The following is a 24,100-nucleotide window of genomic DNA, read 5'->3' as shown; positions in this document are numbered from 1 at the left end:
ATATACCATTTTAAATTATTATCAGGAGTTGCCTTTACTATGAAAAATACAACTTTGTGTATTCATGAATTTTTAAACACTCATACACAACGGTGTATACATCAAGTCATAATTTTATTTTCTTTAAACAATAAACTAGATGTTACCTTAAATGGCCACCAGTTATCTGCTGAAAACCATATTATTATTATAAATCACAACGATTTATATCACATCTCAGATGCTGAACAAGTAGTAGAAATGTGTATACCAATACAACAATTCACAAAAACAGTTAAAAGTTTCTTCAATTTTTATTATAACTATAAATTGTTAAATTCGAATGAATATCTAAAATTTCAAATTTTAACGATGATTCAACAGTTGAGCCAATGTGAATCAATTGAGTCACCTATGCTGAACGAAATTATAACGATAATCAATAAGGAAACAAGGGTTGAACATGATTTTATCTATATCCCATCTATACATACAGAAAATACATTACTAAATAATATAACTGATTTTATAAAAGCTCATGTTGCTGAACCACTTTCCTCTAAAGATGTTTCGAGTACATTTTATATTTCTGCGCCTTATATTTCTATATTATTCAAGAAATATTTGGGTATTAGCTTTAAACATTATATAACTAGTCTAAAAATTGCTTTATCACTCGTTGATCTTATTCAAACGAAACATGCAATTTATCATATCTCTGAACATTACGGCTTCAACCATTATTCAAATTATATTCATCAGTTTAAATTTTTCTTAAATATAACACCTAATGAATTCAGAAAATCAGTACATAATTTGCATCAAGACAACATCGTACTAATAAACAATGATTTGAATCGCTTCAAGTCTCAAATTGATATAATCACTAAAGAAAAGCCTGGGCCTTTAAAACAATTACATATCGATATCGAACAATTGGATTTTAAGGATTGGGCAAAAACTCCAACTATCTTTATTCATATTGATAGTTTAATGGATATTATTCAGTCTGACCTTAATTCTAAATTGAATTTTAAAGATTTAACTGATGCCTACGTATTAATAAATAATGTTAGAAACTTCTCTTTAGAAAATTTAAGCCTCACTGGTATGATTGATTTTATCGATTCACTGTTTTCTGATTATGTAGGTATTGCGCTAAGAATAAAATCGATGACACAATTTGATTTTATCGAAGGTTTGATATCACAATTTTTAAAATTCAAACCAGAATATGCAAAACAACAACAGAATTATAATTTTCTAATTCTCTTTGATGCATCTCATTTATCATTGAAGGATGTTAACCGATTATATATTAAAATCAAAAACCTGAATTTTAATATAAAAATGGCTATCACTATTGAAGGCGTAATTGAACAGGTTACTTCGCTGAAGCATGCGTTCACATTACTTCAAAGGTTTAATTTTGATTATCATTTTATTGATATAGAACAAGTACAAGTTCGAAAGTTATTAAACAAAAAAGGTGAAGGTTTCAATAATTCAATGAGTTATTACGATTATTATAATAAAGTGATCAAAGCATCACATATTGACACATCAAAGTTTGTATATACAAAACTAACAAAGCAATGCTTCAAGTTTTATGAAGAACACTATCCTTTAGAAATCACTGATTTAATGTGTCATATACTTATCTTGTTAAATAGAGGCTGTGGTGTAGGATACGAGCTGATGCGAAAAGAGAAAGATGATGTCGCTCTAATGAATAGTCATGGAATCTATGAACCCTTAATGTACTTATATCAATTCATTAAACCTTTTATTGGCAAAGCTATTTCTATACATAAAAATTTTATTATGTTAAAAGAAAGAGATGAGTTTCATTTGCTTTTATTTAATTCTATAAATCACCGTACTTCACCGAAAGATGTACTCAATGTCGTCTTAAAACAATCTTTATTAAATTCAAATATCACATTGTTCATCCAAACGTTGAATCGAGAACATGGATTTATAGACTATGCTTTACCGCCTTCTTTCAACGACATATATATCGAAAGATCTTTATTACGCTATATTGAACAATCCACTATACCAAAAGCAGAAATTAGACAGTTTACAGAATTTAAAAGCAGCTTAGAATTCATATTGCATTATGATGAATTAAAATATATTCGGATATTACAGTCTTAACATTTCAACTATACAATCGTGATAAAGTAAAATATTTAAAAGCATAATAAGACTTTCATTATTAACGTAACTAAATCATGAATAGTACTTTCGATTGCATAATTTAATTATTTTAGATATAACAGAAAGAAATAGATATAAAGGAGAATTATACCTTGAAAAACAGTAAAGTATTCGCAATTACTATAAGCATAATAATGTTAATTGTTGCTATCGTATTGATTATTATGATGATGTCTAGCGGCCAAAAAGAAACTTATTATGGTTATATGAAAAATGAAACAACGGCTGATAAAATAATTAGTGAAAAAGATCATAAAATAGAAAAAGATGTTAAGTTACCTGCTGAATCAGGATTTTCTCCTAAAAAAGGAGATTTTGTTAAGCTAATTAAAGCAGAAGGTGATGGTGCTTTTAGTAAAATGGAAGTTGTAGATCATGACGACATCCCTCACGGTTTAATGATGAAAATTCATGATATGGGTGAGATGAAAGGTATGTGATGTTTGTAAGTTAACATACCACTAACTTTTGCAAAGCTATAGCCTTTATACAATTCGAATGATCTTAATTAAAGTTGATATTCATTTTTTATTAAGAGTCATAAACGAAACTCCCTTTAAAGTTTTTCACTTTTCCAGTGTCTACTTTAAAGGGAGTTTATTATTAATTGTCTTAGCATAAATCAATATATTAGCTGTAGCTGACAGGATTGAAAATTAAAGCTCATTTGTCTAAATACTATTGCTCAGGCAAACCTTTTATCCATGTCAACTTTGTTTGCGGGGAATGAAATCTTTTTAAGTGTACTAGATTCCTGTTCAATTTCCCTCGCTTTTAACAATGTATTCCTATTTGTCTTTCGGTTTATAATCTTCTTTAAATTCGTTATGTTTAGCATCTTTGATATTTTTGTTGGTCTCACTATCAAAACCTTGTACTAAGATGCCTTTAAATGTACTAATTGGTTGCACCGTATACGTATGTTCCGGATCATCTTTAAATTTAACTTGCTTATAATATAAACCCTTCTTAGCACTATACAATGTTTTCTCAGATTCAATTTCTTCAGTTAAATTTTGTTCATCCATATAACGATCTACTAGTTCTAGATTTTTATGTCCTTGATATGTTCTCATTCCAAAGAAAAACACAATAGCAATAATCAGTGACAAAACTAATAGACCCATGATTTTTAAAAATGTTTTCATCATTAATCTCCTTTAGTTAAAACGATAACTTTCTAACTGATAGATGAGTAAGTATACTCCCTCATTAATGCTTTATTACACCATTATTATATAACAAAAACACAATATTATCAGTATGACTGATTGTAAATGATTAATAAAGTCATATAGGCTTTTTGTAACAAAATCTTCTTAAATTAAACCTTCATACTAAATCAATTTTGATTTTCTTAAGACTTACTTTCTCAATTTAAAAACACTTTATATTACGGTTCTTTTCCACTATATAGTTTCTTGTTAAGTAAACGTCGATAAATATTATTTTTTTATCAGAAAGAGGTGCGCAACCGTTCCTTGACAACAACCATAGTTCATAATAAGGTTAAATTTCAAAAGGGGTGATTAAATGGAGGAAAAAGACAGCTACTTAGAAAGACAACTATGTTTTCTTTTTTATGTGTCTTCTAAAGAAATCATTAAGAAGTATACGTCTTACTTAAAAGAATTCGATTTAACATATACTGGCTACATTGTGCTACTAGCAATTGAAGTAGATGAAAAACTCAATATTAAAACGCTTGGCGAACGTGTTTATTTAGATTCAGGGACACTTACACCTTTACTTAAAAAACTTGAGAAAAAAGGCTATGTAACTAGAACACGTGAAATTGATGATGAGCGTAACCTACAGATTGCACTTACAGAAAAAGGCGCAAATGTTAAAGAACCACTCTCTAAAATATCAAAACGTGTGTTTAGCGAATTCGATATGGATATAGACGAAGCTATTAATTTAAAAGAAACATTACAACACTTCGTTAATAAACATTTTTCTAAAGATATTTAATCTGTCAGAGGTAAAGTTAAAGTTAGAAGTTCTAGTTTTCATGTTATTATTTTTGACTTTACTTACCTCTTACTTAAATCTTTTTATTATGCCCCCTTCCGCTGCCCAACAATGTTACTAACTTAATTATCTTAATATTACACTTTTTTTATTTTTACATAGTTTGACTTTGACTTTCTTTGACTAATATATTATACTATATTTGTACGATAAAAGGAGAGGTGAACAGAGATGATACAAAGCACTAACAATCTTACTAAAGATTTATTAGAAAGTTTAGTCTCAGACCATCACGATTTCAAAGTAAATGTATATCAAACACAAGATAGCTATACAGTTGAAGCTGAACTTCCTGGTTATCAAAAAGATGATATTACTATTAATTTTGAACATAAAACGTTAACTATACTAGCAAAACGTGTATCTAATATACAACAAGATAGCACTTATCTAATTAATGAGCGCAATTCTAATGAGCAAAGTAGACAGTTTATCTTTAAAAATATCGACACAAATAAAATAAATGCATCTATGAATAACGGCATCTTAACGGTAAAACTACCAATTAAACAAACGAAAACACAAATTTCAATTGACTAAATCTAAAATTTAAGGAGAGATGTATCATGGCTTTTAATAAGAGACCGTATAACAATCCATTTTTCGAAGGTGACCCAACTGAGTTATTTAGAGATTTTGGACGTCAATTTTTTGAACATTTTCCTGAAACTACGAGCATTAAATCAGATGTCAGAGAGTTAGATAATGTTTTTATAATTGAAGCTGAACTTCCTGGTTTCAAAAAAGAAAATATTAGCTTACAATTTGAAAATAACGCTCTAACAATTGAAGCTAAGCAATCAAACGACGATAAAGAGCAAGATGAGGATGGTCGCATACTTCATCAAGAACGCACTTATAGCGATGTTAAGCGTCAATACCCTTTTGAAAATATAGATGAAACAGCTATTAAAGCATCATTTGAAGATGGCGTATTAAACGTAACACTACCTAAAAAAGCACAAGAAGAACACTCAGCATCAAATATCCAAATAGATTAATATAGTCATTTTATTGGCTACTGATAATCTTTATAAAATAAATTAAAAAGCTGTAGTTAGAGAAATTATCTAACTACAGCTTTTTTTATAATGTCGTTTTTAATTTTTCACGTTTCATAATGTGACTCATGGTAACTAAAGCAATTACACCAAATATCGCTAATAAGATAAAAGAGAAATGACTTGTTCCAGTAAGACTTGTTATATAGGCTATGACTAATGGCGGGAAGAAACCGCCTAAGCCCCCCATCATTGAAACTATACCATTAGCTGATCCAGCCTCTTTTCCAAAATAAGATGGCACGAGTTTAAATATTAAACCATTACCGACACCTGCGCACATACTAATGAGTAAACAACCTATTGTAAATAATAAGATATGGGCTGATAGACCTAGCATAATTGCACCGATAATCATTAATATAAAGTCACACATTAGTAAAGTTACAGCATTAAACTTATCTCCTAACACGCCGCCTAGCGGTCTTAGGAAAGTAGATAATGCGATAAAGACACCCGCTCTTATACCTGCATCAACTTCACTGATGCCAAAATTTTGTACTAAAAAATTAGGTAAAAACAATCCAAAAGCTACGAATGAACCAAATGTAATAAAATACCAAAGTGATAAATAATATAATCTTAAATCTTTCATCAAAATTTTATACTGTTTAACTAAAGGTACTTTTATTTTTTGTTCTTTATTGTCACCTAACAAAAACATAAAAATCGCAAAAAGTGCTATGACGATTAAATAACCTCTCACTGTTGATTGCCAGCCTATAATACCAGCTATCGGGGGCGCTAAGAATGAGGAAATGGCAGTCCCAATATTTCCCATGCCATATATACCATTTGCTAATCCTACGCGTTCTTTTGGAAAATACTTAGGTATGGATGTTACACCTACTGAAAATACTGCGCCACCTACTCCAAGAAAGAAACCTGATGCCATTAACATCCTAGGCGATTGTGCATAACTTAAGAAGAATATCGGAAATAATAATATAATAAAACTACAAAAGAATACCCATTTCGCACCAATAATATTTGTCAAATAACCAAAAGGGACCCTTAAAATAGAACCTAATATAACAGGAATAGCTAAAATAATAGAAAGTTGGCTGCTTGTAATATGCACATCCTGAGAGATAAAAGGCATAAGTGGCGCAATAATACTCCATGCCATAAAACCTACAACAAGACTTAAAGACTGTAATGTTAATTGAAAAACACCACTTGCTTTGTTCATTTATTTCACCTTCAATTTATAATATTTTTTGATAACTAAGACCAGTATTTGCACACAGTTGAAGTGCTGAATTTCTATATAACAATCATTATCACCGGTGTAATATGAGTAAGTATAAACGTTACTATTAGCAGAATCCTGGCCTCATTTTTATTATAAAATCTTTGTGAAAAATTGAACATAAGGATTATCCCTTAACAAATTGCGGAATTTCCCTACTTCATTAAGCGGCTTTTTTAAAAATAGAATATATTCCAGTAGTTAGATAGTGAAACGACTTTATCCTGTATTATATGTGTTCTAATTAACAAAAAGAGCTAACCTATGCCTATCTATTTAGGCATTTACGTTAGCTCTTTTATATAATTAATGTTTTAAAAATCAATCAATTTTTTCTTCATAGCATATTCTACTAATTCTGGTTTTGATTTTAATTCTAATTTTTGCATAATATGTGTTTTATGTGCTTCAACTGTTTTTACAGAAACAAATAACTTTTCAGCGATATCTTTATTCCCATAACCTTTTGCTATTAAAGGTAATATCTCTATTTCACGCTTTGATAAAATCTTATAAGGGTCTGTTGTAGCTTGCTTATCATGACCTGAATTGTTCACGAATTCATTGACTAACGATGTCGTCAATTTCATATCAACATATGTTTCCCCTTTAAAAACTGTTCTAATTGCCAGTATCAATTGTTCATCAGGGGCGTTTTTTAAAATATATCCTTTAGCTCCATTTCTTAATACGTGAAATAGATATTCTTCGTCATCATACATTGTTAATATTAAAATTTTCGTATCTGGAAAACTTTCTGTAATTTTGCTTGTTGCTATAAGCCCAGATTCACCTGGCGGCATACTTAAGTCCATGATTAGTACGTCTGGCTTGTACTTCATTACTTTTTGGTAAGCTTCCACGCCATCGGCTGCAGTTCCAACTACTTCCATATCTTCTTGATAATTTAATATCATTGTAAACCCAGTACGTACAACTGCATGATCATCCGCGATAACTATTCTCAAAATTAATGTCTCCTTATCCCCTATATTGGAACTTCTAATGTAACAATTGTGCCTCGACCTATTTGAGTATCAATATTTATTTCAGCATTTACAAGTTCTGCACGCTCGTTCATACCATAAAGTCCCAAGCCTGTTCCTTTTGGCTGGTCTGTCTTTATAAATCCATTGCCTCTGTCTATGATTTCAGCAATAAGTTTTCCATGACTAACTTGTACATCAACTTCAATTGTATCAACGTTCGCATATTTAATCGCGTTAAATAAAGCTTCTTGTACAATTCTATAGACTACAGTTTCAATTTCATTACCAAATCTATGCATTGCTAAATTAGATTGATAGATAATATTAATACCATAATTTACTTCTGCCTGTTTAAAATATGTCTTAAAGGCTGCATCTAATCCTAAGTCATCTAATGAAGACGGTCTAAGTTCCACAGATAAATTACGTATATCATCAATTAACTTAGACATTAAGCCTTCTATGCGTTTAGAACCATTAACCAACTGTTCTATTTCTTGTTGATATTTTAAAAGTCTTAATTCAACATCGATATTTAACATTTCTTGTACTACACTATCATGCAATTCTCTAGATATTCGTTTTCTTTCATTTTCTTGTGCTGAGATTGTTTTTTGCATCATTTTTCGTTGGTACATCTTATCGTGTCTTTCTATTTGAGGCGATACATTTTGTAACGTGAACGCTTTAATTCCTTTAGATTCGTCAATCGTTTGATAGGTAGCTGCAAAGGGTTCAACTGTACCACGTGTTGTTTTCATAAATACCTGAAAGCTAGTATTTCCTACGTTTTCTGGCTCTAAAAAGCAATACCTACAAGATTGCAAATCAAATTCATTAGTATAACCGTCACAATGATTACATATGACATTAGTCATACCTTCATAATCATTGTCCAATGAGATAATATCCCTTGCTGCTTGATTCATTGCAACAACTTGGCCACGATTATCAACGAATACAATTTTTTCACTCGTATTATTAAAATATTGCATTAACAACGATTCCATATCTAACTGTTGATTGCTTTCCATTATAATCACCTAATCTTCTTCATTAAATATGCCCAATTTACTTTTAAGTGATATGTTTTTATATGTTTTAGGCAATGGTTGTTGGTTTCTCTGGCCTAGTAATAAAACACCATAAACTTTCTTTTCATACCATAAAGGTATCGCAACCATCGCTGTTAATAACTCACAAAGAACGATAGGATATTTATGTTGTTCGTGCGAAGATAATGATTGTGCTACATTTTCTATCACCATACGTTTACCTGTCTTCATCACGTTACCTGCTAATCCTTTTCCCTTACGTAGCACAATCAGTTTATAACGATTATTTAAATTTCCAGAGGCATAACACCACTTAATTGGGGAAATATCACTTTCTTGCTCATAAAATGCTATTGCCGCAAAATCAAATCCTTCTTCGCTTCGAATTGAGTCTAATATTGATTGGTAGTTAATACTTTCTTTTAACGATAACGCCTTCAACTTATCGCCTCCATTCAAACTTTATGTTTACGATAAATAATATAACTACGACTTGCATATGTGAGTGGCACGCTCCAAACATGCACCAATCTAGTAAACGGCCAGAATGCCATAATTATAAAACCTAAAAGTATATGCATTTTAAAAGCAAGTGGCACTTGTAACATCAAATCGGCGTTCGGAGAAAATATAAATAATTGTCTAAACCAAACTGATATTGTCTCTCTATAATCAAATGATGGTATCGTTGCATTAGTCACTAGCGTTGCATAGCATCCCATAAAAATAATCGTTAATAATAAGAAATTAACAATAATATCAGATGCTGAACTTAGTCTTCTTATATTTTTTTTAGTCACACGTCGTGCAGTTAATAGCAACATACCAATCAATGTTATTATACCAAAAATACTTCCAATATAAACAGCTCCAATATGGTATAAATGATCGCTCACGCCTACTGCAGTTAACCAAGATGCAGGGATAAGCAAACCTACTATATGCCCCATCGCCACAGGAATAATACCCAAATGAAACATTAAACTGCCCCATTTAAGTTGTTTCTTTTCTATAAATTCACTAGATTTTGCAGTCCATGAAAATTTATCAAACTTAAATCTAGCAAGGTGCCCGATAAAAAAGATTGCTATACATAAATAGGGCATAATCACCCATAGAAATTGATTAAACATGTTGCTCCACCTCATTTGCAGGCTCTATACAAGCTTTTAACGTTTCTCTTAAACCTTTTATTAAGAAATAATAAGGGCTATTTTGCTCGGCTAATTGGTTTGTCATTGCATACGTACCATCCTCAATAATCATAATGACAAATTCAATATTCCCTTTTGCTCTTGGATCATTTTGCCACTGTGCTATATACAAAAATTCAAGCATTAATGGCAGAAAATCAGATAGTTCATTATCTGCCATCTTCAATCCAAACATTTCATATAATACTTTTAATTTAGCTAATAATTGTCCACGCTCTTTTTGAGTATCTAATTTATTATATGTCATATAGAGTGGCGCAGTTTTATTGAAATCAAATGTATCGGAATACAATTGCTTTATTTGTAGTAAGCTCAATTCATACATTTGTTCACGATACTGAATTATATCTTGGTATGCCGGATGTTCCATATGAATAACTTCTTCAAACGTTTTAGGGTGTAATGTCAGCTTATCTGGAAATATTAATTGTTGTGCAAAGTATCCAAGTGCCTCTTGATGTTTATTAAACTGCGCTAAATTAATCACGGAAAATCCCTCCATAGAAATTTTCATTATAGATTTCTTGTCCTGATTTTCCAGAAGCAGTAGTTACAGGCACACCACATCCATCGCAATTCGACCCGAAGTATTCTCCTCCATATCCTTCACTACCTTGAGCACGATATGTGTCCATATAGGCTTCTTTGTGTGATGTTGGTATCACAAATCGATCTTCGTGTTTAGCAATTGCTAATAATCGATACATATCTTTAGTTTGTCTTTCGGATAATCCAAGTTTTGATAATCTATCTACATCGAACGCTTTATTTGTTACTTGGGCACGCATATAACTTCTCATCATTGCCATGCGTTGCAATGCCGATTTCACTGGCTCAGTATCACCTGCTGTAAATAAGTTAGCTAAATATTGAATCGGTAATCTCATTTCTTCGATTGCCGGGAATATCATATCAGGATTTCTATTAGCTTTCGTTGCAGTTTGTCCTTCAAAATAACTCATAATAGGACTAAGCGGCGGGCAATACCATACCATTGGCATTGTGCGATATTCTGGATGTAAAGGGAATGCTAATTTATATTCAATAGCTAACTTATAGACTGGAGAATTCTGAGCAGCTTCTATCCATTCTAATGATATTCCATCTTTTTGTGCTTGTTCTATAACCGCTTCATCATAAGGATTTAAAAATAAATCTAATTGTTTTTCGTATAATTCTTGTTCATTTTCAGCTGTAGCGGCTTCTTCAACTCTATCAGCGTCATAAAGTAGTACACCTAAATAACGCATTCTACCAGTACACGTTTCTGAACATACTGTTGGCATACCTGCTTCAATTCGTGGGAAGCAAAAAGTACATTTCTCTGCTTTATTTGTTTTCCAGTTGAAATAAACTTTCTTATATGGGCAACCTGTCATACAATATCTCCAACCACGGCATGCATCTTGGTCTACAAGTACGATACCGTCTTCATCACGTTTATACATTGCTCCAGATGGACATGATGCTACGCAACTTGGGTTCAAGCAATGTTCACACAATCTAGGTAAATACATCATAAAAGTTTGATCAAATTGAAATTTAATATCTTCTTCAATACGCTTAATGTTTGGATCCTTTGGTCCTGTAACGTGACCACCTGCTAAATCATCTTCCCAATTTGGACCCCATTCTAAGTTTAATTTGTCACCTGAAATTAATGAATGTGCTGTTGCTACTGGAGAGTGATTAGTAGCTTTAGCTGTTGTAAGATTTTCATAATTATATGTCCATGGTTCATAGTAATCTTTAATCACTGGCATATTAGGATTGTAAAATATTTTCCCTAAAGCAATTTTCGATAACTTACTGCCGGATTTTAGTTCTAATTTACCTTTTTTATTTAAATACCAACCACCCTTATATCGCTCTTGATCTTCCCATTGTTTCGGATAACCAATACCAGGCTTTGTTTCTACGTTATTAAACCACATATATTCCGCGCCTGGTCTATTAGTCCACGTACTCTTACAAGTAACACTACACGTGTGACAACCTATACATTTATCTAAATTTAACACCATTGCAATTTGCGCTTTAATCTTCAAGCCAGTCAACCTCCTTCAGCTTTCTCACTGCTACATAAACATCTCTCTGATTCCCTATTGGTCCATAATAGTTAAAGTGGTAACTAATTTGCGCATAACCTCCAACAAGTTGTGTTGGTTTTAAATGAATACGTGTTGGCGCATTATGAGAACCACCTCTTGTATCTGTAATTTGTGATCCCGGTGTTTCAATATGTTTATCTTGAGCATGATACATAAACATCGTTCCTCTTGGCATTCTATGAGATACTACGGCTCTTGCTGTTACAACACCATTTCGGTTATATATTTCTAACCAGTCATTATCTTTAATATTGTGTTTTTCTGCATCCTCATTGGAAAGCCATACAGTTGGCCCTCCTCTAAACAAAGTCAACATATGTTGGTTATCTTGATAAGTTGAGTGAATATTCCATTTACCATGTGGTGTTAAGTAACGTAAGACAAGTGTACTTTCATCTCCGGTTACTTTTTTGTCTCTCGTACCGAATACCATTGGTGGTAAAGTTGGTTTATACACGGGTAAACTTTCTCCGAATTGCTGGAACACTTCATGATCAATGTAATAACTTTGTCGTCCTGTTAATGTTCTAAAAGGAACCAAACGTTCTATATTGGTAGTAAATGGTGAATAACGTTTACCATTTTTATTTGAGCCAGGGAACACCGCTGTTGGAATGACTTCTCGCGGTTGTGCAGTTATATTTAAAAATGAAATCTTTTCTGATGCACGTTCACTTGAAATATCTTTCAACGGCATGCCCGTTTGTTGTTCTAAATCCTCGTAAGATTTTTGCGATAACTTACCATTTGTAGCTGAAGATAAATTTAATACAACGTCTACAGCTCGTCTTGCAGTATCTAATCTTGGTCTATCATTTTTTACGGAATCCTCATCTTCTTCATTCCAAGTTCCAACCATGCTTTTTAACTCTTCATATTGTTCTGCTACGGAGAAACTTACTCCATGAGCACCTACTTTAGCTTTTTCTAATAAAGGCCCTACTGTAACGTATTTATCAAATATTTTAGTATAATCTCTATCGATTACTGCAAAACCTGGCATTGTTTTTCCAGGTATAGCTTCAATTTCGCCCTTCGTCCAGTCTTTAATTATCCCGTTCACATTAGAAATTTCTTGCTTAGAATCGTGTGCAAGTGGCGTTGTAACGACATCTTTATAAACTCCTTTAAGATGTACTTCAGCCATTTCTGACACCTCTTTACTTAATGTTTTAAAAATATCCCAGTCTGAACGTGATTCCCATAATGGGTCTATCGCAGGATTAAATGGGTGTACAAATGGGTGCATATCTGTAGATGACAAATCGTGTTTTTCATACCACGTTGCAGCAGGTAAGATGATATCTGAATACAATGGTGTAGATGTCATTCTAAAATCTAAAGATACTAGTAAATCCAATTTACCTTCTGTATCTTCTCTCCATTGAATTTCTTCTGGTTTTACCTCTTCGTTTGGCTCAGCTAATAAACCTGACTTTGCGCCGAGCAAATGTTTCATAAAGTATTCTTGGCCTTTAGCCGAGCTTGAAATTAAATTAGAACGCCATAAGAACAATGTCTTTGGATGATTTTGTTTTGAATCTGGGTCTTCAATTGCAAATTTCGTTTCTCTAGACTTCACGGACTCAATCGCACGTTTCATAATCGCTTCATTATTAAATTCTCCAACGTCTTTCGCTTCCTCACCAAAAGATAAACTATTTCTGTCAAATTGAGGATAAGACGGTAACCAACCACATCTAGCAGCTAAGACATTGTAATCAGCAGGATGTTGATGCTTAATATTTTCTGCCAATGGAGACTTCAAACTATCAATATTTGATTCTTCATATTTCCATTGGTCTGTTGCGAAGTAAAACCAACTTGTTCCATTTTGCAAACGTGGTGGTGCTTGCCAGTCTTTAGCAAAGGCAATCGTATTCCACCCTTCGATTGGTCGACATTTTTCTTGTCCGACATAGTGTGCCCATCCTCCGCCGTTTACACCTTGACAACCGCATAATAATACTAGATTTAAAATAGAACGATAAATCGTATCTGAGTTAAACCAATGATTAATACCAGCTCCCATGATAATCATTGAACGACCTTTGGTATCAATTGCATTTTGCGCAAACTCTCGACCAACTTGTGTCACAACATTTTGTTTAACCCCGGTAACTTTTTCTTGCCATGCTGGCGTATAATATGACGCTGCATCGTCATATCCTGATGCCTCAAGTTCATGATTGAAACGTTTCACACCATACTGACTCGTCATTAAATCAAATACAGTGGTAATATATTTTTCTTCACCATTTGCTAATTTAACCTTTTGTACAGCAATAGGACGTTCAAATATACCGTTACCTTCATTATTAAAAAATGGAAACTGTATGTTTTTTAATTCATATTCATCTTCAGCAAGGCTCATTGCTGGATCAATTTGCTTACCTTCTTCATTTTCTAGTTTCAGATTCCATTGTTTATCCTCTTCCCAACGTTGACCCATCGTACCATTTGGGACTGTTAACTGTTTTTGTAATTTATCAAAAATTACAGGTTTCCATTCACTATTTTCAGTGGATTGGCCTAAGTCATGTGCACGTAAGAAACGTCCTGCTTTCAAGCCATTATTATCTTCATCTAACATTAGGACAAATGGCATATCAGTATATTGTTTTGCGTAATTAATAAAATAGTTATTCGGTTCATTCACATAATGTTCTTGTAAAATAACATGCGTCATCGCCTGTGCTACTGCAGCGTCTGTGCCTGGGTGCGGAGCTAACCAATTATCAGCAAATTTAACATTTTCTGCATAATCAGGGGCTACAGAAATTACTTTCGTTCCTTTATAGCGAACTTCCGTCATAAAATGCGCATCTGGCGTTCTCGTTAACGGGACATTAGATCCCCACATCATAATATAAGCTGCGTTGTACCAATCACTAGATTCTGGTACATCTGTCTGTTCACCCCATATTTGTGGAGAAGCAGGAGGCAAATCCGCATACCAATCATAAAAGCTCAGCATTTCTCCACCTAACAAGCTCATAAAACGCGCACCAGAAGCATAACTTAACATTGACATAGCCGGGATTGGAGTAAAACCAGCCAATCTATCTGGTCCATATTTCTTAATTGTATATATAATTTGAGCTGATATAAGTTTAGAAACGTCTTTCCAATTCGTTCTTACTAATCCTCCCTTACCTCTCGCCTGTTTATAAATCTTAGCTTTTTCTTCATTTTCAACAATTGAAGCCCAAGCAGCTACTGTATTGTTTTGATGTGCTTCTAATGCTTCTGTCCATAACTCCCATAGCTTTCCACGGATATAAGGGTAACGGATGCGTAAGGGACTATATTCATACCAAGAAAAAGACGCTCCTCGAGGACAACCACGTGGCTCAAATTCAGGTAAATCTGGTCCACAACTAGGATAATCTGTTTGTTGGTTTTCCCAAGTAATCACACCATTTTTCACAAATACCTTCCATGAACAAGATCCTGTACAGTTCACACCATGGGTCGTTCTTACTACTTTGTCATGACTCCAACGTTCTCTATACATTTTTTCCCATTCACGACTTTTACTTTCTAAGATTGACCAATCACCATTAAATTTTTCCGTTGGTTTGAAGAATTGCAATCCAAATTTTTTCATTTTATACATCCTCTCACATCATTCATGTATAATTTATATAGTATTCACAAATTTTGTATTTCTTTAATTCTTATAATCATTGTACTTTTTTTCACAAAGTCTAAATATTAGGGATTTACCTATTTAGATAAAAGAATCCCCTAATAACTTTTCGAACATAAAAAACTCCCTTTACTTGTATAATGATTACCATCATTACAAGTAAAGGAAGTTTGTTTAAAATTTAAAAGTCATTTTTCTTTTATTTATACAGCAACTGCTTGTTCCTCACGCGCTTCTACTCGCATCAAGTGATCAATGATACCAGTATAAAATTCTTCAAGTTCTTGTCCTGTACGTTTTCTATCAAGGTTATCCAAACCTATGAAATCGACATGATCCCAATCTTTTTTAATTGGCATCACTTGCCAAACACCTTTTTCTGTAGCTTGCGTTAAATCTTGTACTTTTTTAGCGGGTTGTCCAGTTGGACTTAATGCAGATGTAACTGCTACAACACCATCATTTTCTTGCCAATCTTCTCTAGAATCTTTACCTATCAATTTACTTGTTAAATCCATTAGTCCAAACAAACCACTGTTAGGTCTGTGATGACCTAAACTATTTTTATGCGTTGCTTGACCTGCAAAAGATGTGTATACAATATTAGGATTAACTGATGTATTTAGGTTCAAATCCTCTGAGCCAAATGTTGTTAAATCTCTAGCTGCATTATCATCAGTATTCCAAACTGGACTATCTTTCAATCGTTTTACATATTCTATATAAGTTTCATTAGGCTGCTGTTCGAAGCCCCATTGTGAAAGTCCAAAATCAATTTTAGATTTTTTATTATTACCTAATTTTGCAATATTGTTCAATATATTTTTGATAAAATCTTTATTTGCTAACTTATCAGAAGCTTGAGAACCTTTATGTGGCGTTGCCAATGTTGTGATTGATGAAATCATATTATCTTTTTGCCCTTGGAATAATGGAGAAATTGTACCACCATGTTGTTCTTGATATTTAATTTCTTCAGGATTACCAAAACGTAAAAATTGCTCAAGTAAACGAATCGTTTGTCCGCCCATACTGTGACCAATTAAATGCACTTTCTGACCCGGTTCCCAGTCAGGCATAATACCTTCATACGTTTTTCCATATCTGTTATGACCGTATTTTGCCGCATGTGCCGCACCATAATCTACCTGACCGCCTTTAATATAGTGATATAACTCTACAGCACGACCATAGTTACTGCCAACTGCACTTATACTCGCTTCGTATACTTCATAACCTGCTTTTTCTAATTCTTCTTTCACTTTGTATTTCTTTCCACCCCAATAATTTGGATACAAATCCGGTTTATTACCATCCATTAAACCTAAGAAACCATGTACTAATATAATTGGGTATTTATTTACATGTACACCTTGTTCTGCTTTTTTAGCAGTTTTTAATAAAGATTCCACTTGAGCTTGTTGCACTTGAGAACGATTACGCGTTGTAGCTTGTTTATTTGCTTCTGAATCTTTTACTTTTGTTGGATCATTTTTAGTCTCTTGCTTTACTTCGTTTTTATTTGGATTAAAACCATTTTTTATTTTTAAATTTTCTATCTTTTGTTTATTGCTATTTTCGTCATTTTTATTTTCAGTGTCTGTTTGAGTTTTGTCATCTTTTTCTGCTTTCGCTTTATTCGAAGGTTCTTCTTCTTTGTCTGCTTCTACTTTATTCGAGGCTTCTTCTTCTTTTTCCACTTCTGCTTTATTCAGGGCTTCTTCTTCTTTGTCTACCTCTGCTTTATTTGGAGCTTCTTCTTCTTTGTCTACCTCTGCTTTATTCGGAGCTTCTTCTTCTTCTTTTTCTACTTCTACTTTATTCGGGGCTTCTTCTTCTTTGTCTACCTCTGCTTTATTCGGAGCTTCTTCTTTGTCTACTTTTACTTTATCCGTGGCTTCTTCTTCTTTTTCTACTTCTGCTTTATTCGGGGCTTCTTCTTCTTTTTCTACTTCTGCTTTATTCAGAGCTTCTTCTTCTTTTTCTACTTCTGCTTTATTCAGAGCTTCTTCTTCTTTTTCTACTTCTGCTTTATTCGGGGTTTCTTCTTCTTTGTCTACTTCTGCTTTATTCGGAGCTTCTTCTTCTTTTTCTACTTCTGCTTTATTCGGAGCTTCTTCTTCTTTTTCTACTTCTGCTTTATTCGAGATTTCTTCTTTATGTTCATTATCAGAATCTGTTGACAATTTTTGATCCGTGGTTTGGTCAACACTATTATTTTTTTCAATATTTGTGTCTTTTTTTTCTGTTGGCGCGTCTTGAACAATAGGTTCTGTTTGTTTTACTAAGTCATTGTGAGATGCGGGAGATGTTTCAGATGATTGCTGACTTAATTCTTCAGGTGTATTACTTGATTCTAATTTAAAATTATTTTCAGAGGGAACTTGTTTCTCTTTGTTTGAGCTCGTGCCATTAGCTATATCGGAGTTAACTGTTGGAATATTGTTATTAGCATTTTCTTGTGTGTGATTCAATTCACTTGCTTCAGAAACGTGCCCACTTGCTATAAAAAATGTTGCTGCTAATACTGAAACCGTTCCGACTGAATACTTCCTAATACTAAATCTTTGTACTTCTGTTTTTGTAGATTGTTTCTCTTTTCTCTTCATTAAAATCACCTCATATTATATTTTTTAAAACTACATTCCTCAAAATAAAATTGTTACCCCAATTAATAACTGTATGTTTACAACTTAACATATTTTATGTTGTGTTAAATTAATTTATAGTAAAATTTCAATGACATTATTTTTATATTGCGTTAATATATTTACTTTTTAAAAATAATAAGACTTAATTTAAGAATGGTTTCATATAAATTAAAACCTTTAGCTATCACGTTCGGTCTGAATTATCCATCTATTATTAGTGCAAATAAAAAATGACAAATTACTAACATAGTAATTTGTCATTTTTTATATTGCTTATTAAATTATGAAAGTGCTAAAAATAGAATTGTCTATGATTGATAATTATCCATAAATATATGTTCATCAAATTCTAAGTCTTTTTCCTGCTGTTCATAAAGTTTAAATTGAGATTTATGATAAGATTGTTGGGAATCTATTTTAATCAAGCAATAATGTCCTGCTGCATATAATTCAAAAGCTTTCTCAATAGCTAAACTTCGCTTTCCAGAAATCAAATAATTTTTTCTTTTCGTATTATCAATGTTTCTGAACATTTCATTTGCCATATCCATGACTTTACCTATAATAATGATACCTGGTGTCATTTCTAAATCTTGTGCTTCTACTTGTTTGATTATTGTAGTAAGGTGGCCAGAAATCATTTGTTCATGATAAGTAGACACATTATAAAAAATTGCTATAGGGAAATCTATTTTTGTTTTTTGATATATTTGTTTTACTATTTGAGGTAGCTTTTTTATGCCCATATAAATAGCCAATGTGTCTCCGTGCATAAGACTGTGTAAATCAAGTGCCTCTACTTGACCTTTACAGTGAGAAGCAGTTGTGAAAGTAATAGCTTTAGCAACATTTCTTGCAGTTAGCCCTATACCCATTTTAGCAGCCGCAGCACTAGCTGATGTAATACCTGGTACAATTTCAAAAGGGATTCCCTGTACAGATAATGCTACGGCTTCTTCTTGAACTCTACCAAATATTGCAGGGTCGCCGCCTTTTAATCTGACTACACACGAATGATGTTGTGCCGCTGAAATGATTTGTTCATTAATTTCACTTTGTTGTATATGTTTTTGGTAAGGTCGTTTTCCTACATCGATAATTTCACTTTCAGGTTTAGCTAATTGTAATATGAATGGGTTTACTAATCTATCGTATAATATAATGTCTGCACATCTTATCAATTGCTCAGCCTTTCTTGTTAAAAGTGTTGGATTACCTGGGCCGGCACCAACAAGATACACTTTGCCTGATTCTACTAAATGCATATATAAACTTCCCTATCGATAATTTCAACTTTATATACTTCTACACATCCTGTATCTGGTTCTTCCACAATGCCTGTCTTTAAGTCAATCTTTTGATCATGTAAAGGGCAATATATAAAGTCACCACTCACTGTCCCTTCCGAAAGTGGCCCTTGTTTATGAGGACAAATATTATTAACTGCATGAATTTCACCATTAGCAGTTAGAAAAATACCAATTTCATGATCTTTAACTCTTACTTTCTTTCCGATTAATGGTGTGAGTTCATCGACGTTCGCCACCTTTACTTTGTTCGTCGCTATCATACTTTCACTTCCTCTACTTCAAATATACTTTGTGCAAATTCATTATCTACAATCTGTCTCCAAGGTTCATTACCCGCCGCTGCTTTTGCTTTCATAATACGATTAAATAATTTCTGTTGTTTTTCTTGATCTAACAATACTGCTTGCACATTTTCAAAACCTAGTCTGTTTAACCAAGGCGCTGTACGTTCAGCATAATTTGCAGTTTCTCTATAATATTGCATCAACGCCCCACATAATAGAACTACTTCATCTTCAGTTTCCACTGTAGTTAAATGTTGGCCGACAGTTACTTCTGTACCGCCATTACCACCAATATATATTTGAAAACCATTTTCTACACCAATAACACCAAAGTCTTTAACGCCTGATTCTACACAGCTTCTTGGACATCCAGACACACCCATTTTGAACTTATGCGGTGTATCGATATACTCAAACATTTTTTCTAACCTGATTCCTAGTTGTGTTGTATGTTGTGTACCAAAACGACAAAATGATTTTCCAACACAACTTTTAACTGAACGTGTCTTTTTACCATATGCAGAAGCAGAACGCATCTCTAAATCTTCCCAGACTTGTGGCAACAACTCTTTCCTTATACCATATAAACCGATACGTTGAGAGCCTGTTACTTTCACTAGTGGTACATTATATTTTTTAGCAACTTCTCCTAAACGTATTAATTGATCTGCATCTGTAACGCCACCACGCATTTGTGGGATTACAGAGAAAGTGCCATCTTTTTGAATATTTGCATGATAACGTTCATTCGCAAATCTTGAAGCAATTTCATCTTCGTGATCAAATGGATATACCATATTTAAATAGTAATTTAATGCTGGTCTACATTTAGGGCAACCATCTTTATCTTTAAAGTTTAATTGGTTTCTTACTGCTTCAGACAACTTTAATTGTTTCGCTCTGATTTGTGTTACAATTTGGTCACGTGTTAAATCTGTACATGCACATATACCTGTAGGTTTAGCAGCAATAAAGTCATCACCCAATGTATATTCTAAAATTTGACCTATTTGTCCTTTACACTTACCACATGAGTTACCCGCTTTTGTCGTCTTTGTTACTTCTTCCACATTTGTTAATCCATTTGTTTTTATGGCTTCAATAATCTTACCTTTCGACACACCATTACATCCACAAATTGTTTCGTCGTCAGCCATATCTTCAATACTAAGTCCTACAGATTCACCGCCTTTATGCAACAGAGATACCATAGTATAATCATCGAGCAATTCTTCCTTTTTCATCATATTAAAGAAACGTGGCCCATCTTCAATGTCACTATATAATACTGCTCCGACAATTACATTATCTTTTACAAACACTTTTTTATAATGGTTTTGTTGACTATCAAAAATTTCAATACCTTTAACATCTTTGTCTTCAGTAATATATCCAGCACTATACAAATCACATCCTGAAACTTTCAATGAAGTAAACGTTGTAGATCCTTTGTAACCTGCCGTATCGCGACCTGTTAAATAATCTGCCAGAACTTTTCCTTGTTCATATAATGGAGCAACTAATCCATATACTTTACCATCATGTTCCGCACACTCACCTACAGCGAAAATATCTGAGTCACTAGTTTGCATATAATCATTTACTTGAATACCTCGATTTACCTCGAGACCACTTTCTTTAGCAACTTCTATAAATGGTCTTATCCCGACAGCCATAACTACTAAATCCGCTTCCATCGTCGTTCCATCTGATAGTTCGATACCTGTTACATCTTCATTACCAAGTATGGCACTCGTACTTGCTTGTAATTTAAAGTTCATGCCTTGCCCCTCTAGATCTTCTTTTAATAGTTCTCCTGCTTTTTTATCAAGTTGCATTTCCATTAACCACTCCGCCAAGTGAACAACAGTAACCGCCATACCTTGATCCATTAGCCCTCTAGCACATTCTAACCCCAGTAACCCTCCACCTATTACGATTGCACGTTTTTTAGATTGCGCTATTTCAATCATACGTTCAGTATCTTCAATAGTACGCCAGCCAATTACGCTTGGTAATGTTGAACCAGGTATTGGTAATACAAACGCTTTTGAACCAGTGGCAAATATACATACGTCATATTCAAATTTACATCCCGCTTTTGTTGTCACGTATTTTAAATTACGGTTAACTTCTACGACTGGATCACCCGTAACGAGTTGTATATTATTTTCTTTATACCAGTCGTAACTATTCATAATAGTTTCTTCAACTGTCATTTTCTTTTGTAAAATATTCGACAACATGATGCGGTTATAATTAGGGTATGATTCTTTACCTATTATCGTTATTTCATATTTTTCTGCTTCACGTTCTAATATTTCTTCTATCGTCCGTAGCCCTGCCATCCCGTTACCAATCATTACTAATTTTTTCTTAGTCATGTTTATCCTCCTTATAAACCTCTGTTAAATAAGCTTGTATTACCTGTGATATATGCTTCACTTTTGCACAATCGTTTCCATTAGATCTCAAACAAATTTTTATATCTTCAAATTCTATCTCTAACATATTGAAAAAATCGGACTGTCGCTGATCGCTTGTATGATTGACTAGTTGATGCGCCTTTGCATCTTTTTTTATTTGGTCATTAACCTTTGAATTATCAGTAGCAGCTATAACCAACGATGCATTTTTAATATCATTTTTGTCATAACACTTTGTTAATAGCTTTACGTTAGGATGTTCAATCTCAAAAAATTCAGGTAAAAATTTTTTACTAATAATCATTACTGAACAAGCATCTTCTTTTAATATTTGCGTTAGTTTTCTATATGCAATCTTGCCTCCGCCTATAATGACAATTTGTTTGTTGGTTACATTAAGTTGAATAGGATACATTTGCTAATTCCTCAATTTCTTTTATTCTGTCTTCTATTATTGCTAAAAGCTCATTATTAAAATTAATCACATCGCTATAATAAACATGTGACGCTATATTAAATTGATTAATTTCTTTTTTTATTTTTTTTACTAAAAAGCCGTTATAAAGAAAAACTGGCACAATCAATATACCTTCACTCTTATTTAAATACTGTTCTATATATAATTGATAGCTATAATCGCCATACACTGTCATCATCTGCATAGGTATATTAAAAACATTACAGTCACGCATTAATTTATTTAATGCATAATCCGGTTCTTTATAATAAGAACTTCCATGGGCGATTAAAATAATTCTGTTTACATGGCCTACTGAAACTAAAGCATTGGCAATCCGTCTGTTAATAATATTCGACATTTCTCTATGTGTACCCAGTGGTTGTGCAATATTACTTCTAATATGTGGATAGTCACTTTTCAAGGATCCTAAAACTGAGGGTATATCATATAAATAATGTTTTGCTGGAAACAACAACAAAGGAATGATATTAAATTCAAAAGATCCTTGTCGTATTAAATTGTTCATGACAACTCTCAAATTGTGCGTTTCACCCTCTAAAAATGCAATATGCACATGTCTGTTCTTTGACATCATCAATTGTTTTACAAATTCATAAATCATGTTGTTTTGTTTACCTTTTCGCATGCCATGAATCACTAAAATATTTTCAGCCATTTCCTCACCACCCATCTTATACTTGCATTGTAATACAAATTTAAGAAATAATGTGAATTTATTCACAAATATATATATAAATAGGGAATCCCCTTATACTTAAGATAAAAGGATTCCCTAATATATCTTTTATTAATTAATGAAAAGGTGGCATACCTAAGACTTCTTCATCAAATCTTTCAGGTATTAGCACTTTACGCATGATTACGCCTAAATCTCCATCATCACTTTCATGTTCAGCATAGACTTCATAACCGCGTTTTTTATAAATATCTAATAACCATGGATGTTTACGTGCAGAAGTACCTAAAGTTACTGCAGGTGCTTTAAGTGTATCTCGTAAGAATGTTTCTTCGACATAATTTAAAAGTTTACTACCATAACCTTTACCATCATAAGACGGTTTTGTAGCAAACCACCAAACGAATGGATAATGAGAGATACGACGTTTACCTTCCCAAGGATAACGAACCGTAATTGTTGAAATTATTTCCGACTCATTTTCCAATACAAATGTCGTACTTGTAATGATATTTTTTTTGACCAAATCTACGCTTGCATTAACAGATGGCCAATCAATTCCTAACTCTCTTAATGGTGTAAATGCTTCATACATTAATTTTTGTATTGATTCTGCATCAGATTCTACCGCAACTCTTATATTATAATCAGACATGTTGTCACTCCTATCTATTGTTCGCTCATTTATCCACTAAAATATTC

21 protein-coding genes are annotated in these 24,100 nt (G+C 32.9%); 5 read left to right on the top strand and 16 right to left on the bottom strand.

The window, feature by feature from the left end; genetic code table 11:
* Nucleotides 1–39: 39 nt before the first annotated feature.
* Complete coding sequence (gene rsp / locus J5E45_RS08570) at nt 40–2,139, top strand: AraC family transcriptional regulator Rsp (protein ID WP_208182031.1); 2,100 nt, start codon at nt 40–42, stop codon at nt 2,137–2,139.
* A gap of 155 nt (nt 2,140–2,294) precedes the next feature.
* On the top strand, nt 2,295–2,642 hold the full coding sequence (locus J5E45_RS08565) for a DUF4889 domain-containing protein (protein ID WP_039067279.1): 348 nt from the start codon (nt 2,295–2,297) through the stop codon (nt 2,640–2,642).
* 348 nt (nt 2,643–2,990) lie between these two features.
* Here J5E45_RS08565 and J5E45_RS08560 read toward each other — a convergent pair whose 3' ends face one another.
* Complete coding sequence (locus J5E45_RS08560) at nt 2,991–3,350, bottom strand: DUF3139 domain-containing protein (RefSeq protein WP_080750263.1); 360 nt, start codon at nt 3,348–3,350, stop codon at nt 2,991–2,993.
* A 385-nt stretch (nt 3,351–3,735) separates the two neighbouring features.
* Between J5E45_RS08560 and J5E45_RS08555 the strand changes: the two genes are divergently transcribed.
* The 3 genes from J5E45_RS08555 (at nt 3,736) to J5E45_RS08545 (ending at nt 5,237) form a co-directional block, all read left to right on the top strand.
* Entirely contained in the window at nt 3,736–4,176 is a 441-nt protein-coding gene (locus J5E45_RS08555; protein WP_039067281.1) for a MarR family winged helix-turn-helix transcriptional regulator, read from the top strand.
* Between the two features lie 231 nt (nt 4,177–4,407).
* Nucleotides 4,408–4,776, top strand: coding sequence for an Hsp20 family protein (locus tag J5E45_RS08550; protein ID WP_107548645.1), 369 nt, complete (start codon nt 4,408–4,410; stop codon nt 4,774–4,776).
* A gap of 26 nt (nt 4,777–4,802) precedes the next feature.
* On the top strand, nt 4,803–5,237 hold the full coding sequence (locus tag J5E45_RS08545) for an Hsp20/alpha crystallin family protein (RefSeq protein ID WP_039067284.1): 435 nt from the start codon (nt 4,803–4,805) through the stop codon (nt 5,235–5,237).
* Between the two features lie 85 nt (nt 5,238–5,322).
* Here the strand turns inward: J5E45_RS08545 and J5E45_RS08540 are convergent, their stop codons facing one another.
* From J5E45_RS08540 to J5E45_RS08470, 15 genes are all read right to left on the bottom strand, one after another.
* A complete protein-coding gene (locus J5E45_RS08540) occupies nt 5,323–6,489 on the bottom strand; it encodes a nitrate/nitrite transporter (protein WP_208182029.1) in 1,167 nt (388 codons plus the stop codon).
* A gap of 374 nt (nt 6,490–6,863) precedes the next feature.
* Nucleotides 6,864–7,517 (bottom strand): nitrate respiration regulation response regulator NreC, encoded by a 654-nt coding sequence (nreC, locus tag J5E45_RS08535; protein WP_039067288.1) that lies wholly within the window; start codon nt 7,515–7,517, stop codon nt 6,864–6,866.
* 20 nt (nt 7,518–7,537) lie between these two features.
* Nucleotides 7,538–8,572, bottom strand: coding sequence for a sensor histidine kinase (locus J5E45_RS08530; RefSeq protein ID WP_069792339.1), 1,035 nt, complete (start codon nt 8,570–8,572; stop codon nt 7,538–7,540).
* 9 nt (nt 8,573–8,581) lie between these two features.
* The gene (nreA, locus tag J5E45_RS08525) at nt 8,582–9,034 is read right to left on the bottom strand and encodes a nitrate respiration regulation accessory nitrate sensor NreA (protein WP_039067290.1); all 453 of its coding nucleotides are present in this window, start codon (nt 9,032–9,034) and stop codon (nt 8,582–8,584) included.
* A 14-nt stretch (nt 9,035–9,048) separates the two neighbouring features.
* Entirely contained in the window at nt 9,049–9,726 is a 678-nt protein-coding gene (gene narI / locus J5E45_RS08520) for a respiratory nitrate reductase subunit gamma (RefSeq protein WP_101049828.1), read from the bottom strand.
* A complete protein-coding gene (narJ, locus tag J5E45_RS08515) occupies nt 9,719–10,294 on the bottom strand; it encodes a nitrate reductase molybdenum cofactor assembly chaperone (protein WP_208182027.1) in 576 nt (191 codons plus the stop codon). Before narJ ends, narI begins: the two co-directional genes overlap by 8 nt.
* A complete protein-coding gene (gene narH / locus J5E45_RS08510) occupies nt 10,287–11,855 on the bottom strand; it encodes a nitrate reductase subunit beta (protein WP_208182026.1) in 1,569 nt (522 codons plus the stop codon). Before narH ends, narJ begins: the two co-directional genes overlap by 8 nt.
* Nucleotides 11,845–15,528, bottom strand: coding sequence for a nitrate reductase subunit alpha (locus J5E45_RS08505; RefSeq protein WP_208182024.1), 3,684 nt, complete (start codon nt 15,526–15,528; stop codon nt 11,845–11,847). Before J5E45_RS08505 ends, narH begins: the two co-directional genes overlap by 11 nt.
* Nucleotides 15,529–15,773: 245 nt before the next feature.
* Complete coding sequence (gene lip / locus J5E45_RS14455; RefSeq protein WP_208182022.1) at nt 15,774–18,179, bottom strand: YSIRK-targeted triacylglycerol lipase; 2,406 nt, start codon at nt 18,177–18,179, stop codon at nt 15,774–15,776.
* Nucleotides 18,180–18,529: 350 nt separating this feature from the next.
* Complete coding sequence (gene cobA / locus J5E45_RS08495) at nt 18,530–19,486, bottom strand: uroporphyrinogen-III C-methyltransferase (protein WP_208182014.1); 957 nt, start codon at nt 19,484–19,486, stop codon at nt 18,530–18,532.
* Nucleotides 19,477–19,791 (bottom strand): nitrite reductase small subunit NirD, encoded by a 315-nt coding sequence (nirD, locus tag J5E45_RS08490; RefSeq protein WP_208182013.1) that lies wholly within the window; start codon nt 19,789–19,791, stop codon nt 19,477–19,479. The genes cobA and nirD overlap by 10 nt, the downstream gene beginning before the upstream one ends.
* Nucleotides 19,788–22,199, bottom strand: coding sequence for a nitrite reductase large subunit NirB (gene nirB, locus J5E45_RS08485; protein ID WP_208182012.1), 2,412 nt, complete (start codon nt 22,197–22,199; stop codon nt 19,788–19,790). The genes nirD and nirB overlap by 4 nt, the downstream gene beginning before the upstream one ends.
* Nucleotides 22,192–22,656 (bottom strand): precorrin-2 dehydrogenase/sirohydrochlorin ferrochelatase family protein, encoded by a 465-nt coding sequence (locus J5E45_RS08480; protein WP_039067299.1) that lies wholly within the window; start codon nt 22,654–22,656, stop codon nt 22,192–22,194. Before J5E45_RS08480 ends, nirB begins: the two co-directional genes overlap by 8 nt.
* Nucleotides 22,637–23,377, bottom strand: coding sequence for a sirohydrochlorin chelatase (locus J5E45_RS08475; protein ID WP_208182011.1), 741 nt, complete (start codon nt 23,375–23,377; stop codon nt 22,637–22,639). Before J5E45_RS08475 ends, J5E45_RS08480 begins: the two co-directional genes overlap by 20 nt.
* Before the next feature lie 136 nt (nt 23,378–23,513).
* Nucleotides 23,514–24,053: a GNAT family N-acetyltransferase gene (locus J5E45_RS08470; protein ID WP_069792330.1), complete on the bottom strand. Its 540-nt coding sequence runs from the start codon at nt 24,051–24,053 to the stop codon at nt 23,514–23,516.
* Nucleotides 24,054–24,100: the final 47 nt, after the last annotated feature.

Origin of the sequence: Staphylococcus shinii, from assembly GCF_017583065.1 — a bacterium.
In the GTDB taxonomy this organism is placed as follows: domain Bacteria; phylum Bacillota; class Bacilli; order Staphylococcales; family Staphylococcaceae; genus Staphylococcus; species Staphylococcus shinii.
Note: the sequence above shows the minus strand (reverse complement) of the source record. Positions and strands in the feature narration are given on the sequence as shown.

Excerpts from the sequence above, each read along its gene's own strand:
- J5E45_RS08475 (WP_208182011.1), bottom strand. The coding sequence starts at position 23,377 with ATGGCTGAAAATATTTTAGTGATTCATGGCATGCGAAAAGGTAAACAA.
- lip (WP_208182022.1), bottom strand. The coding sequence starts at position 18,179 with ATGAAGAGAAAAGAGAAACAATCTACAAAAACAGAAGTACAAAGATTT.
- cobA (WP_208182014.1), bottom strand. The coding sequence starts at position 19,486 with ATGCATTTAGTAGAATCAGGCAAAGTGTATCTTGTTGGTGCCGGCCCA.
- J5E45_RS08480 (WP_039067299.1), bottom strand. The coding sequence starts at position 22,656 with ATGTATCCTATTCAACTTAATGTAACCAACAAACAAATTGTCATTATA.
- J5E45_RS08555 (WP_039067281.1), top strand. The coding sequence starts at position 3,736 with ATGGAGGAAAAAGACAGCTACTTAGAAAGACAACTATGTTTTCTTTTT.
- nirD (WP_208182013.1), bottom strand. The coding sequence starts at position 19,791 with ATGATAGCGACGAACAAAGTAAAGGTGGCGAACGTCGATGAACTCACA.
- rsp (WP_208182031.1), top strand. The coding sequence starts at position 40 with ATGAAAAATACAACTTTGTGTATTCATGAATTTTTAAACACTCATACA.
- J5E45_RS08530 (WP_069792339.1), bottom strand. The coding sequence starts at position 8,572 with ATGGAAAGCAATCAACAGTTAGATATGGAATCGTTGTTAATGCAATAT.
- J5E45_RS08545 (WP_039067284.1), top strand. The coding sequence starts at position 4,803 with ATGGCTTTTAATAAGAGACCGTATAACAATCCATTTTTCGAAGGTGAC.
- nirB (WP_208182012.1), bottom strand. The coding sequence starts at position 22,199 with ATGACTAAGAAAAAATTAGTAATGATTGGTAACGGGATGGCAGGGCTA.
- J5E45_RS08505 (WP_208182024.1), bottom strand. The coding sequence starts at position 15,528 with ATGAAAAAATTTGGATTGCAATTCTTCAAACCAACGGAAAAATTTAAT.
- J5E45_RS08470 (WP_069792330.1), bottom strand. The coding sequence starts at position 24,053 with ATGTCTGATTATAATATAAGAGTTGCGGTAGAATCTGATGCAGAATCA.
- J5E45_RS08560 (WP_080750263.1), bottom strand. The coding sequence starts at position 3,350 with ATGAAAACATTTTTAAAAATCATGGGTCTATTAGTTTTGTCACTGATT.
- J5E45_RS08540 (WP_208182029.1), bottom strand. The coding sequence starts at position 6,489 with ATGAACAAAGCAAGTGGTGTTTTTCAATTAACATTACAGTCTTTAAGT.
- J5E45_RS08550 (WP_107548645.1), top strand. The coding sequence starts at position 4,408 with ATGATACAAAGCACTAACAATCTTACTAAAGATTTATTAGAAAGTTTA.
- narI (WP_101049828.1), bottom strand. The coding sequence starts at position 9,726 with ATGTTTAATCAATTTCTATGGGTGATTATGCCCTATTTATGTATAGCA.